Source organism: Pseudomonas sp. WAC2, from assembly GCF_030403525.1.
Taxonomy (GTDB): domain Bacteria; phylum Pseudomonadota; class Gammaproteobacteria; order Pseudomonadales; family Pseudomonadaceae; genus Chryseomonas; species Chryseomonas luteola.
Genome location: NZ_JAUEPD010000002.1, coordinates 361,425 through 373,991, shown reverse-complemented (window position 1 = coordinate 373,991; position 12,567 = coordinate 361,425). Strand labels below are relative to the sequence as shown.

Annotated in this window: 13 protein-coding genes; 11 read left to right on the top strand and 2 right to left on the bottom strand. The window is 55.9% G+C overall.

The genetic code is table 11. The annotated features are described in order from the left end of the window. Positions 1–53: 53 nt before the first annotated feature. The 4 genes from QWJ10_RS05910 (at position 54) to lpcA (ending at position 3,210) form a co-directional block, all read left to right on the top strand. Positions 54–689: an RluA family pseudouridine synthase gene (locus tag QWJ10_RS05910; RefSeq protein WP_074824480.1), complete on the top strand. Its 636-nt coding sequence runs from the start codon at positions 54–56 to the stop codon at positions 687–689. Positions 690–721: 32 nt separating this feature from the next. Further along, the gene (locus QWJ10_RS23160) at positions 722–967 is read left to right on the top strand and encodes a methyltransferase domain-containing protein (protein ID WP_354669623.1); all 246 of its coding nucleotides are present in this window, start codon (positions 722–724) and stop codon (positions 965–967) included. A gap of 350 nt (positions 968–1,317) precedes the next feature. Continuing rightward, on the top strand, positions 1,318–2,604 hold the full coding sequence (locus tag QWJ10_RS05900; RefSeq protein WP_019367151.1) for a M18 family aminopeptidase: 1,287 nt from the start codon (positions 1,318–1,320) through the stop codon (positions 2,602–2,604). An 18-nt stretch (positions 2,605–2,622) separates the two neighbouring features. Further along, positions 2,623–3,210 (top strand): D-sedoheptulose 7-phosphate isomerase, encoded by a 588-nt coding sequence (gene lpcA, locus QWJ10_RS05895; protein WP_019367152.1) that lies wholly within the window; start codon positions 2,623–2,625, stop codon positions 3,208–3,210. Positions 3,211–3,254: 44 nt separating this feature from the next. On the opposite strand, the gene QWJ10_RS05890 is transcribed toward lpcA, so the two are convergent. After that, positions 3,255–3,983 (bottom strand): UTRA domain-containing protein, encoded by a 729-nt coding sequence (locus QWJ10_RS05890; RefSeq protein ID WP_289924734.1) that lies wholly within the window; start codon positions 3,981–3,983, stop codon positions 3,255–3,257. Positions 3,984–4,222: 239 nt separating this feature from the next. Between QWJ10_RS05890 and QWJ10_RS05885 the strand changes: the two genes are divergently transcribed. From QWJ10_RS05885 to QWJ10_RS05860, 6 genes are read left to right on the top strand one after another with little or no spacing between them, the layout of a single operon-like run. Continuing rightward, on the top strand, positions 4,223–5,281 hold the full coding sequence (locus tag QWJ10_RS05885; protein WP_289924732.1) for an ABC transporter substrate-binding protein: 1,059 nt from the start codon (positions 4,223–4,225) through the stop codon (positions 5,279–5,281). Between the two features lie 4 nt (positions 5,282–5,285). Beyond that, positions 5,286–6,083: an alkaline phosphatase family protein gene (locus QWJ10_RS05880; protein WP_289924730.1), complete on the top strand. Its 798-nt coding sequence runs from the start codon at positions 5,286–5,288 to the stop codon at positions 6,081–6,083. Then, a complete protein-coding gene (locus QWJ10_RS05875) occupies positions 6,080–6,910 on the top strand; it encodes an ABC transporter permease subunit (RefSeq protein ID WP_125888226.1) in 831 nt (276 codons plus the stop codon). The genes QWJ10_RS05880 and QWJ10_RS05875 overlap by 4 nt, the downstream gene beginning before the upstream one ends. Next, positions 6,897–7,691, top strand: a complete 795-nt coding sequence (locus QWJ10_RS05870; protein ID WP_289924724.1) for an ABC transporter permease — start codon at positions 6,897–6,899, stop codon at positions 7,689–7,691. The genes QWJ10_RS05875 and QWJ10_RS05870 overlap by 14 nt, the downstream gene beginning before the upstream one ends. Then, on the top strand, positions 7,688–8,677 hold the full coding sequence (locus tag QWJ10_RS05865; protein WP_289924723.1) for an ABC transporter ATP-binding protein: 990 nt from the start codon (positions 7,688–7,690) through the stop codon (positions 8,675–8,677). The genes QWJ10_RS05870 and QWJ10_RS05865 overlap by 4 nt, the downstream gene beginning before the upstream one ends. Continuing rightward, positions 8,674–9,324: an HAD family hydrolase gene (locus QWJ10_RS05860; RefSeq protein WP_122042054.1), complete on the top strand. Its 651-nt coding sequence runs from the start codon at positions 8,674–8,676 to the stop codon at positions 9,322–9,324. Before QWJ10_RS05865 ends, QWJ10_RS05860 begins: the two co-directional genes overlap by 4 nt. A 41-nt stretch (positions 9,325–9,365) precedes the next feature. On the opposite strand, the gene QWJ10_RS05855 is transcribed toward QWJ10_RS05860, so the two are convergent. Continuing rightward, positions 9,366–10,328, bottom strand: coding sequence for an NAD(P)H-quinone oxidoreductase (locus QWJ10_RS05855; RefSeq protein WP_019367160.1), 963 nt, complete (start codon positions 10,326–10,328; stop codon positions 9,366–9,368). A gap of 117 nt (positions 10,329–10,445) precedes the next feature. Between QWJ10_RS05855 and QWJ10_RS05850 the strand changes: the two genes are divergently transcribed. Next, on the top strand, positions 10,446–12,536 hold the full coding sequence (locus tag QWJ10_RS05850) for a carboxy terminal-processing peptidase (RefSeq protein ID WP_037029645.1): 2,091 nt from the start codon (positions 10,446–10,448) through the stop codon (positions 12,534–12,536). Positions 12,537–12,567: the final 31 nt, after the last annotated feature.

The window sequence follows — 12,567 nt, the reverse complement described above, 5'->3', positions numbered from 1 at the left end:
CTGGTCATTCATCGGCGGCTCATACCGCCGATGGGCTCTTTTCTGAACGTGACATGCCTCTCTCAAATATCCGTTTCATCCACCAGGACGATGCGTTACTGGTAGTAGACAAGCCGACCCTGCTGCTCTCGGTTCCCGGTCGAGCCGAAGATAACAGGGATTGCCTGGTAACCCGCCTCCAAGAGAACGGCTATCCCGAGGCACGTATTGTGCACCGCCTGGATTGGGAAACCTCCGGGATCATGGTGCTTGCGCGCGACGCAGACAGCCACCGCGAGCTCTCTCGCCAGTTCCATGACCGCGAGACTGAAAAGGCCTATACCGCGCTTTGCTGGGGTGAGCCTGAGGCCGACAGTGGCCGCATCGAATTACCACTGCGGTATGATCCACCGACCAAGCCACGGCATGTCGTCGATCACGAGTTAGGGCGCCACGCGCTGACTTTCTGGCGCGTCCTGGAACGTTGCGGTCATTACAGCCGGGTCGAGTTGACGCCTATTACGGGACGCTCCCACCAGCTCCGTGTGCACATGCTGTCCATTGGTCATCCGCTATTGGGTGATCGGCTTTATGCTCATGAAGACGCCTTGAATGCGCATCCCCGGTTGTGCCTGCATGCCAGCCTTCTGGCACTGACCCATCCCAAAACAGGTGAGCGCATGCGCTTTGAAAGCGCAGCACCATTTTAAAAAGGCCCAAATAGACCGGCTATTACGACGCCATAGGTGACGAGCCGGCCCGCTCTACATTACTGCGTGCGCTGGATCATTGGAACGGTCCCACTGGAGTAGCGCTTGATCTTGGCTGTGGTACAGCTCGTGACACGCTCGAACTCCTGGCGCGCGGCTGGGATGTCATTGCCGTTGATGCACAGGCAGAGGCGCTTGAGCGCCTGAGCATTCGTTTCCCGGAATTACACTGCTGCAACCGCGCTTCGAGACACTGGAGCTGCCCAAATGTCAGTTGATCAATGCGAGTTTCTCGCTTCCCTTTTGCGAGCCCTCGTCCTTCAACACCTTATGGCACTCAATTTCCACGGCGTTACGGCCAAACGGGCTGTTCGCCGGTCAATTGTTCGGACCGAGAGACAGTTGGGCTGTCTGAGGCATCACAGTGCTGGACAGAGCCTTTGTTCTGGCGCTGTCCTCGGATTGGACGTTGATTCATTTTGACGAAACTGAGGGGGCCGGGAAAACGGCAAAGGGAGCCAACAAGCATTGGCACCTTTTCGAGCTTGTGGCGCGTTAATCGACTAACTGAGTTAGCCCCCTAACAGCATAAATGGATAGACTAGGGGTATATCGTAAGGAGTACCGCATGCGCGACACACTCAATCAAGGTTTGATCGACTTTCTCGCTTCGTCCCCTACCCCTTTTCATGCTACCGCCACGATGAGTCGCCGTCTTGAGCAGGCCGGCTTCCAGCGGCTGGATGAGCGGGATACCTGGCATATTCGTCCGGGTGGACGTTACTACGTTACACGTAATGACTCCTCATTGATCGCATTTCGCTTGGGTGATGATCCGCTACGCAACGGCCTGCGGATGGTCGGCGCTCATACTGATAGCCCCTGCCTGCGCGTAAAGCCCAACCCAGAGCTCTACAAACAAGGGTTCTGGCAGCTGGGTGTGGAAGTTTACGGCGGTATGCTGATGGCGCCCTGGTTCGATCGGGATCTGTCCCTGGCAGGTCGTGTCACCTTTCGCCAGACCGGCACTCAGCATAGCCGCCTGATCGACTTCAAACGTCCGATCGCTATCATTCCGAATCTGGCTATTCATTTGAATCGTGAGGCCAATCAAGGCTGGCCCATCAATGCCCAGAACGAGCTTCCCCCCATTGTGGCGCAAGTACCGGCCAGTGAGCGACGCGATTTCCGTGCGCTGCTGACTGAGCAACTGGAGCGGGAGCATGGCATCCTGGCCGAGTCGGTACTCGACTTCGAACTATCGTTCTATGACGTACAGAAAGCCGCTGTGGTGGGTCTGGATGAAGACTTCATTGCCGGCGCCCGCCTGGATAACCTGCTGTCCTGTTATGCCGGTCTGGAAGCGCTGCTGTCGGCAGATGGTAATGAAAGCTGCGTGCTGGTATGCACAGACCACGAAGAGGTGGGCTCGAGCTCCCACTGTGGCGCGGACGGCCCGTTCCTTGAGCAAGTCATGCGCCGTGCCCTGCCGGAAGGTGAGGACTTTACCCGGATCATCGCCCGTTCACTGTTGATCTCGGCCGACAATGCTCATGGTGTACACCCGAACTATGCCGAGAAGCATGATGGCAATCATGGCCCTAAACTCAATGCCGGGCCGGTCATCAAGATCAATAACAATCAGCGCTACGCGACCAACAGCGAAACCGGTGGATTTTTCCGTCATCTCTGCCTGGAAAATGAAATACCGGTTCAAAGCTTTGTGACCCGCAGCGATATGGGTTGTGGCTCGACCATCGGCCCGATTACCGCCAGCCAGCTGGGCGTTCGCACAGTCGATATCGGTCTGCCGACGTTTGCCATGCATTCGATCCGCGAACTCGCCGGCAGCCATGACCTGAATTATCTGGTGAAAGTCCTTAAAGCATTCTATTCCAGCCATGTACTGCCATAAGGCAGAGGGAACCGCACGATGATCACGCATATCCGCAACAGTCTGCTCGAAGCCAAGACAGCACTGGAGAACTTTTTGGCTGACGAACAGGCGCTACGGAATATCGAGCGTGCGGCAGAACTGCTGGTTGAAAGCTTCGAGCACAAGGGCAAAGCTTTCTCCTGTGGTAACGGCGGCTCCATGTGTGACGCCATGCATTTCGCTGAAGAGCTGACCGGCCGTTACCGCAAAAACCGCCCGGGCATTGCTGCTGTCTCCATAAGCGATGCCAGCCACATCAGCTGTGTGGCAAATGACTTTGGCTACGACTACATCTTTTCTCGCTATATCGAGTCCCATGGGCGCGAAGGAGATGTCTTGCTGGCCATCAGCACCAGCGGCAAGAGTCCCAATGTGCTCAAGGCCGCTGAGGCTGCAAAAGCGTTGGGTATCAAGGTCATTGCACTAACCGGCAAACCAGGCTCCCTGCTCGAAACCATGGCCGATGTCTGCATCTGTGCGCCTGGCGGCCACTATGCCGATCGTATCCAGGAGCTGCATATCAAGATCATCCATATCCTTATGGAGCTGATCGAGCGTAAGTTGAACCCGGAAAACTACGCCTGACTTAACCATTCGGAGGCGGTGCCAACCATGGCGCCGCACTCACCTCACTCCGGCACGTCTACGCTGACATGAATGGCGTCGTGCCGCCAGTATTCCAGATCGCAATCGATCAGACGCCCCTGCTGATCGCGGTTGATACGTGTGATATGCAGTGCCGGGCTTCCCATGCTGACCTTAAGTGCCTGCGCAGCGTCCGCATGCAATGCTGTAGGCCGCATTTCGAAACGAACACGCCCATACCGGATACCGTATTCGCTGGCATAGAGATCGGTTAGCGAATGGGTCAGGTCAAATTGCAGAATATTGGGAAAATAGATCGGGTTGAGATAATGCTCCACATAGAGCACCAGACGGCCATCGATACGCCTGGCTCGCCGTATCTGATAGACGCCCGTACGTTCAGGAAGCTCGAGAAGCCCACACACCGCTGCATTAGCGGACACCAACCGAGCCGAGAGGACTTCGGTAGCCGGAACACGGCCCTGTCCTGCCACCATGGCGTGAAAATGCGAGCGTACTAGCGGGTTGTAAGCCACCCTGGGAGGTGAAACAAACCAGCCACGTCGCTCTTCCCGATAAATCAGCCCCTGCAACTCCAACTGCCCAAGCGCTTCACGCAACGTAATCCGGGTCGTTGAAAACGACTCGCTCAAACGTCGTTCTGCAGGCAGCTTGGTGGAGGGCGCAAGCGCACCACAGATAATCTGCTCCTCCAATGAGCGGCAGATGGCTGTGACGGTTTTTGGTGCGTCATCGTGCGGGCTTGCTCTCATTTGGACTAGTCCAGCCGGTAAAGCTCAGGGATGCATGAGCCAGAAAGAAAAAGTGACAGCTTAGATTATCTAGATGACCGCCCCGTTAAGCTGCGAGTTAGCTCATGATTCGTCGTTAGGGCAACCCTCTGCACAGATGCCATCAGGGTGGAAATCAAATCGTCATCCTTCGGCGGTAGATTGGCTTGCGTCTTGCTGATCTAGACCAGCCAATCGACCACGCCTCGAAGGAGCGCTCAATGAAACGCTTGCTTGCTTCACTGTTGGGTAGCGCACTTGCGCTGAATGGCACCCTGGCCCCGGCCGCCACGGATATGAACATACTCGAGCAGGCTGCCCGCCAGGAAGGCCAGGTTGATAGCGTAGGCATGCCTGATACCTGGGCCAACTGGAAGGATACCTGGGCCGATCTGCAGAAAAAGTACGGCCTCAAGCACATGGATACAGACATGAGCTCAGCCCAGGAAATAGCCAAATTCGCAGCCGAGGGTGAAAACGCCACCGCCGATATGGGTGACGTGGGCGCCTCGTTTGGCCCCATCGCCGTGGAGAAAGGCGTAACCCAACCGTACAAGCCCACCACCTGGGAGCAGATTCCCGGTTGGGCCAAGGACAAGGACGGTCACTGGATGCTGGCATATACCGGCACCATCGCGTTTATCGTCAACAAGCAGCTGGTAGCTGATGTACCCCATAGCTGGGCTGACCTGCTGCAGGGCAAATACAAGGTTGCCATTGGCGATGTAAGCGCTGCCTCACAGGCAGTGAGTGGGGTCCTGGCGGCCACCTACGCCAACGGTGGAGACGAAAAGAACATCAAGCCCGGCCTGGAATACTTTGGCAAGCTGGCGCAGCAGGGCCGTTTGTCCATGACCAACCCGGTCGTCTCGACCTTGGAAAAAGGCGAAGTCGAAGTGGGTATCGTTTGGGACTTCAATGGGTTGAACTATCGCGATCAGATCGATACTTCACGCTTTGAAGTGCTCATCCCTTCAGACGGCTCGATTACGTCCGGCTACACCACGATTCTGAACAAGTATGCCAAGCATCCGAATGCAGCCAAGCTGGCACGTGAATACATTCTTTCCGATGCTGGCCAGATCAACTTGGCTCGCGGTTATGCCCGCCCCATCCGTGCTGACCATATCCAGCTACCCGAGGATGTAAAAGCTAAACTGTTACCAAGCGAGCAATATGCCAGTGCCAAGCCCATCGCGGATGCCAAGGCCTGGGAAGAAACAGCCAAGCGTCTGCCACGTCTCTGGCAGGAAAACGTGATCATGCAGATGAAGCAGTGATCCAATGAAGACGATCCTGGTTGTGCTGGACGGTCTGGCCTATGGAGTCGCCCGTGACTGTATGGGCTACCTTCAGGGGGTCTGTCAGGCAGGGCGCGGACGGCTCTATACCATGCAGTGTGAATTGCCGTCGCTTTCCCGCCCGCTCTACGAGTGCATTCTCACAGGGGTACGCCCTGTCGACAGTGGCATTACGCACAATCAGGTCGTCCGGCTTTCGAGCCAGCGCAGTGTGTTTCATTATGCGCGCGAGGCCTACCTCACGACGGCGGCTGCGGCCTATCACTGGATCAGCGAACTTTATAACCGTTCGCCCTTTGATGCCGCACGGGACCGTCATATCTGTGCCCCGGACCTGCCTATCCAGTACGGCCATTTCTATTACGCCGATCACTATCCAAACTCTCACCTCTTCGACGACGCCGAAAGCTTGAGACAACGTCATTCCCCTGATTTTCTGCTGGCTCACTCGATGAATATCGATGATGTTGGCCACAAATACGGACTTTCCAGCAGCCAATATCGAAACGCCGCACGTTTGGCGGATATATGCCTGTCCGGCCATTTACCGGTATGGCTGGAGGCGGGCTATCAGGTGATGGTGACAGCCGATCATGGCATGAATGATGACCGCAGCCATGGGGGGCTGCTGCCTGAAGAGCGTGAAGTTCCGTTATTCGTGTTCGGGACAGGCTTCAGCCTGCAAGAGGCAAGCCCTGTGCAAACTGACCTATGCGGTACGCTTTGTGAGCTTTTAGGTGTCGCCCATGACAAGCCGGTTTGTCGGGAACTCCTGGCATGAAAGGCAAATGGCTCGCCACATTGTGCCTTCTGCCCTTTCTAGTTTTCTTTTGTGCATTTCAGATAGCCCCATTGATCTGGATCGCTATCAACAGCCTCAAGCATCTGGATGGCTGGGGCCTGGGTAACTTCACCGAAATCCTTGAATCACCCTTCTATCGCCAGGCTATACGCTTTTCACTGGAGATTTCGGTCTGGTCCAGCCTGTTAGGCCTGCTAATCGCCATTCTGGGCAGTTACTCGCTACGCCAGGTCGACTCGAAGCTAAGAGATTTCGTGACAGCCTTTGCCAACATGACGAGCAATTTTGCCGGTGTTCCCCTGGCGTTCGCCTTCATCATCCTGCTTGGCTTCAATGGGTGCCTGACCCTGCTGCTCAAGCAGACCGGGCTGATTGAGGACTTTAACCTGTACTCCAAAAGCGGATTGATCCTGATCTATACCTACTTCCAGATCCCGCTAGGCGTTCTATTGCTCTACCCTGCCTTTGATGCCCTGCGCGAAGACTGGCGTGAAGCTGCCTCACTGCTTGGCGCCAATACCTGGCATTTCTGGCGTCATATCGGGCTGCCGGTGCTGACTCCGGCGCTGCTAGGTACATTCATTATTCTGCTGGCCAATGCGCTGGGGGCCTACGCAACCGTATATGCCCTGACAACGGGCAATTTCAATGTAGTCCCGGTCCGTATAGCGGCATTGGTCTCTGGCGACATCTTTCTCGATCCGAACCTCGCGAGCGCCCTTGCCATGCTGCTGGTGATGCTCATGGCCGTGATTACCCTTGTCCATCAATGGCTGCTACGCCGGAGCTACCATGTCAAACGCTAACCGGTCGGTTTCACTCTACCATCGTCTGGTCGTCTGGCTGCTTTTTCTGATTCTTCTACTGCCGCTTGCCGCCACTTTGCTGTATTCATTGGCAACACAATGGTCCGCCACGCTTCTTCCCAGCGGGCTGACCTTAAAGTGGTACGTAGCGCTCTGGAGCGACTCACGCTTTCTCATCGCCTTCGGGCATTCATTGATCGTCTGCGTGGGCGCGCTGCTACTGGCCGTCTTCCTCGTACTTCCTCTCATGTTCGTCATCGCCTATCACTTCCCCAGGCTCGATGCACTCATGAACGTGTTCATCCTGCTGCCGTTCGCCGTGCCGCCTGTGGTGTCTTCCGTAGGATTGCTGCAACTCTATGCTGGCGGCCCCTTGCCGTTGATAGGCACACCATGGATTCTGATCGGCTGTTATTTCACCATCGCCCTGCCGTTCATGTACCGAGCCATCAGCAATAATCTGCAGGCACTGAATATTCATGACCTGATGGATGCGGCTCACCTGCTGGGCGCCAGCACCTTCCGGGCGGCCCTCCTGGTGGTACTGCCCAACCTGCGCAAGGGTCTTATGGTGGCGCTGTTTCTGTCATTTTCGTTTCTGATTGGCGAATTCGTTTTTGCCAACATTCTTGTTGGAGCGCGTTACGAAACCTTGCAGGTCTATCTGTACAACATGCGCAATGGCAGCGGCCATTTCACGAGCGCACTGGTCATTTCGTACTTTCTGGTCGTCCTGACCGTAACGTGGGCCGCCAGTGGTTTTAGCCGGGATAAATCATGAGCTTTCTAAGCGTTGAACATCTGCATAAGAGCTACGGCTCGAACATGATCTTTCAGGACATCGATTTCTCTGCAGAACAAGGTGAGCTGGTTACGCTTTTAGGACCTTCCGGCTGCGGCAAATCCACCTTGCTGCGCTGCCTGGCAGGCTTAACCTCGGTAAACGGTGGACGCATCCTGCTCGACGGTCAGGATATTGCGACCCTGCCGCCGCAAAAGCGCAGCATTGCCATGGTGTTTCAGAGCTATGCGCTGTTTCCTAACATGACGGTCGCGCAAAATGTAGCGTTCGGCCTGAAGATGCAAAAAGTGGATCGCCAAACTTTACACCTGCGCACCGCCGAAGTGATCGAACTGGTAGAACTCAAGGGGTTCGAAGACCGCTACCCTCATCAGCTGTCGGGAGGGCAATGTCAGCGTGTCGCCCTGGCGCGATCACTGGTCACTCGTCCACGTCTGCTGCTGCTTGACGAGCCGCTATCGGCACTCGATGCGCGCATCCGCAAGCATTTACGAGAACAGATACGCAGCCTTCAGCAAGCGCTCAACCTGACTACCCTGTTTGTCACGCATGATCAGGAAGAAGCCTTGACAATGTCCGACCGCATCGTATTGATGCAAGCGGGCCGCATCGTACAAAGTGGCGATGCGGAAACCCTCTATACTGCGCCAGCCACGCTGTTTGCAGCAGGCTTCATGGGTAACTACAACATTCTCGATCCTGCTCAGGCCTCTACCCTGTTAGGGCGAAACTTCACTCAACAGGTGGCGATCCGCCCCGAATCGATCAGGATCAACGCATCGGAAGGCCCCAGTGCCGAGATTGTCGGACATACGCTGCTAGGCAATGTCATTCGCTATCGCGTGCAGACATTGGGGATCGAATTACTGGTAGATGTCCTCAATCAGGATGCCTCTGCCTTGCACCCGTGCGGCTCACGCGTCACATTGGGGATCGATTCATCAGCCGCAAGAGAAGTCGCATGACCCTCGCTATTTTCGACCTTGACGAAACCCTGATCGACGGTGACTGCTCCAGTTTATGGTGCCAGCGAATGGCCCAACTCGGCTGGGTTGACGAGTCCTTCATCCAGCGTGATGCCGCCCTGATGAAGGCATATGCCGAAGGCGCCCTGGCCATGGAAGAATACATGGCATTCGCCCTGGAGCCGCTCATAGGTCGAGCACCTGAGGAGCTGGAGCCGGAGATCGACGCCTATGTCGAAGACGTGATCGAGCCTCTGATCTTCAGCGATGCCTGCCGCTGCATTGCGGAACATCGCGCCAGAGGCGACCGGATCGTATTGATTTCGGCGTCCGGTGCTCATCTGGTCGAACCGATTGCCGGTAGGCTGGGGATCAGCGAAATACTGGCCATCGACCTGGAACTGGCCCATGGGGTCTACACTGGCCGTACTCAAGGTGTTCTGACCTATCGAGAAGGCAAGCTGACGCGCCTTCTCGAGCTGATAGATCATCAGGAGGTCGAGCTTGCAGATGCCAGTTTCTACTCTGACTCACGTAACGATCTACCCTTGCTAGAACGCGTTGGGCATCCGCACGCCGTGAATCCCGATCCCTATCTGCGCGAGCAGGCCAGTCGGCGGGGTTGGCCAATCCTTGAGTGGAAATAGCCAAACAAAGGCTGGCCATGCCGGCATGGCCAGCCTCGACATCAGATCAGGCTGTCATCGAGGATCATCACGACCTTACCGTTCACCTTGTTGCTCGACAGTGCCGCAAACGCCGCCTCGGCATCCTTGGCAGCAAATTTTCGCTCCAGGTTCGGCTTGAGCTTGCCTTCAGTAAACAACGGCCAGACCCGTGCAGCCAGCTCTGCCATCAATCGGGCTTTGAACGCCGTATCGCGGTTACGCAGCGTAGAACCGATCAGGCTAATGCGCTTGCTCAACACCTTTGCCAGATCGAACTGCGCCTCTCGACCACTCATCAGGCCAATCAGTACCCACCGCCCGTCACGGCGCAGCACATCCAGATTAAGTTCGGCGTAGCTTGCGCCTACCGGATCAAGGATCACGTCGAATGGCCCGAAGTCACGCAGCCCTTCCAGCCCCTGGTGCCGATCAACGCCCCCTTCGGCACCCAGCGAAATGCAATAGTCCAGCCGCTCGGCCGAACCTACGCTGACCCAGCAAGGATTACCAAAAGCCTTACAGAGTTGAATGGCGGCAGAACCTACGCCGCTGGCCCCTGCGTGCAAGAGTACTTTCTCGCCAGGTCGCAAGGCTGCCAATTCGAAAAGATTGCACCAGGCCGTTGCCCAGACCTCAGGTAGCGCTGCTGCCTCAGCCATCGACAGCCCTTCGGGAACCGGAATCGCATGCTGAGCATTCACCACGACTTCGCTGGCCATACCACCACCGGCCAGCAGAGCACAGACACGATCTCCGACGTTCCAATTGGCTCCCTCCCCAACTTCGACCACAACACCGGAACACTCCAGACCCAGGGTTTGCGGCGCTCCAGGCGGTGGCGGATAGTTACCGGCCAATTGAAGAAGATCGGCGCGATTAAGCCCGGCCGCGGCGACCTGGATGCGAATTTCACCTGCGGAAAGAGCAGGACTTGTCAGCTGTTGCCACTCAAGCTGACCTTCAATACCTTGCAATGCGTTCACGGTGCCTCCATAGTGAGCTAGCTTTTGACCTTTAACAGCGTACTTGACTGTTGCGGGGAACCGGAACGGTCAAGTACGGCCTATAGCGTTATTACCCGTACTCTAGTCGAATCAAGCATGAAGCAGCTTCTCCCCCGTACCGCCCTCCTGTTCATCCTCGGTGTCAGCGCTCTTCCGCTGGCAGCCAAAACAGCGAGCCCAAACGTCTGGGACGGTCTCAAACCAGACCGCGATCAAGTCGTGGCAAGTCTCAATGTGGTAGAGCTGCTCAAGCGCCATCACTACAGCAAGCCGCCGCTTAACGATGAACGCTCGATAAAGATCTATGACAGCTATCTCAAGATGCTTGATCCCAATCGACTGTATTTCAACGCAGCCGATATCGCCGAGTTTGACGCATGGCGGACTCGCTTCGACGATCTGCTCAAGCAGGGCGACCTGAATCCAGGCTTCACGATCTACAAGCGTTACCTGGACCGTGTGAAGGAACGCCTCGACTACACACTGGGCTTGCTGGACAAAGGCATTCCCCAGCTGAATTTTGCGGCAGACGAAACGTTTGACGTCAACCGCGAAAAGGCGCCCTGGCCGACCAATACTGCCGCACTGGATGATCTGTGGCACAAGAAGCTCAAAGATGAAGTGCTGCGTCTGAAACTGGGTGGCAAGGACGATGCTGCCATCAAGGAGCAGCTGCAGAAGCGCTATCGCAATCAGTTGGCGCGCCTGAAACAGACTCGCAGCGAAGACATCTTCCAGGCCTACATCAACGCCTTCGCCCAAACATACGATCCGCACACGCAGTACCTCTCGCCTGAAAGCGCAGAGAATTTCGACATCAACATGAGCCTTTCCCTTGAAGGCATCGGTGCGGTACTGCAAAGCGATAACGATTACGTACAGATCGTTCGTCTGGTACCAGCCGGTCCCGCCGACAAGAGCAAGCAGCTCGCACCCGCTGACAAGATCGTGGGGGTAGCGCAAGGCAAAGACGGCGAAATGGTCGACGTCGTCGGCTGGCGTCTGGACGAGGTCGTCAAGAAGATCCGCGGCGCCAAGGGCTCCGTTGTTCGCCTGGAAGTCATCCCTTCGAGCAATCCGCCGAATGATCAGACCACAAAGGTCGTCTCGATTACACGTGAAGCAGTAAAGCTTGAAGAACAGGCAGCCCAGAAACACATCATTGACGTGCCTCACAACGGCAAGACCTACAAGCTGGGTGTAGTCGATGTGCCTGCTTTCTACTTGGACTTCAAGGCTTATCGCGCCGGTGACCCGAATTACAAGAGCACTACCCGTGACGTGCGCAAGCTGATCGGTGAGCTGAAAAACGAGAAAGTCGACGGTATTGTCATCGACCTACGCAACAATGGTGGAGGCTCCCTACAGGAAGCAACCGAGCTGACAGGTTTGTTCATTGACCAGGGCCCAACGGTGCTGGTACGCAACAGCGACGGCAAGGTAGACGTGTTGGCTGACGATGAAGGCGATGCTTTCTACACAGGTCCCATGACCGTGCTGGTCAACCGCCTCTCGGCCTCGGCTTCGGAAATCTTTGCGGGTGCCATGCAGGATTATCACCGTGCCTTGATCGTGGGTGGACAGACCTTCGGCAAAGGCACTGTTCAAACCATACAGCCTCTAAATCACGGTGAACTGAAGCTGACCCTGGCCAAGTTCTATCGCGTTTCAGGACAAAGTACCCAGCATCAGGGCGTTATCCCGGATATCAGCTATCCGGATATCGTAGATAACAAGGAGATCGGCGAAAGCGCGCTACCCAACTCCATGCCATGGGATACGATCCGTCCGGTTCTTGAGGTAGAGAACAATCCGTTCAAGCCGTATCTGCCTGAGCTGATCAACCGTCACGATACCCGCACCAAGACCAACCCGGACTTTGTCTTTGCTCGTGAACGCCTTCAGTTTGCACAGGATGTCATGAAGGATACGACGGTCAGCCTGAACGAGCAGAAGCGTCGCGCCGAGCAGGACGCCCTCGACAAGCGCCAGCTGGCAATCGAGAACGAGCGTCGGGTAGCTAAAGGTGAGGAACCCCTCAAGGAACTGAAAAAAGTTGATGACGACGCTATTGCTGCCGCCAACAACGACGAAAAGACCAAACCTCAAGACGATGCCTACCTGATGGAGAGTGGTCAGATCCTGCTCGACTATCTGGACTTGAGTCACGGTGGTCCGTCTCACTGATTGCCGTCATCAAATAGTCATCGAACTGTCG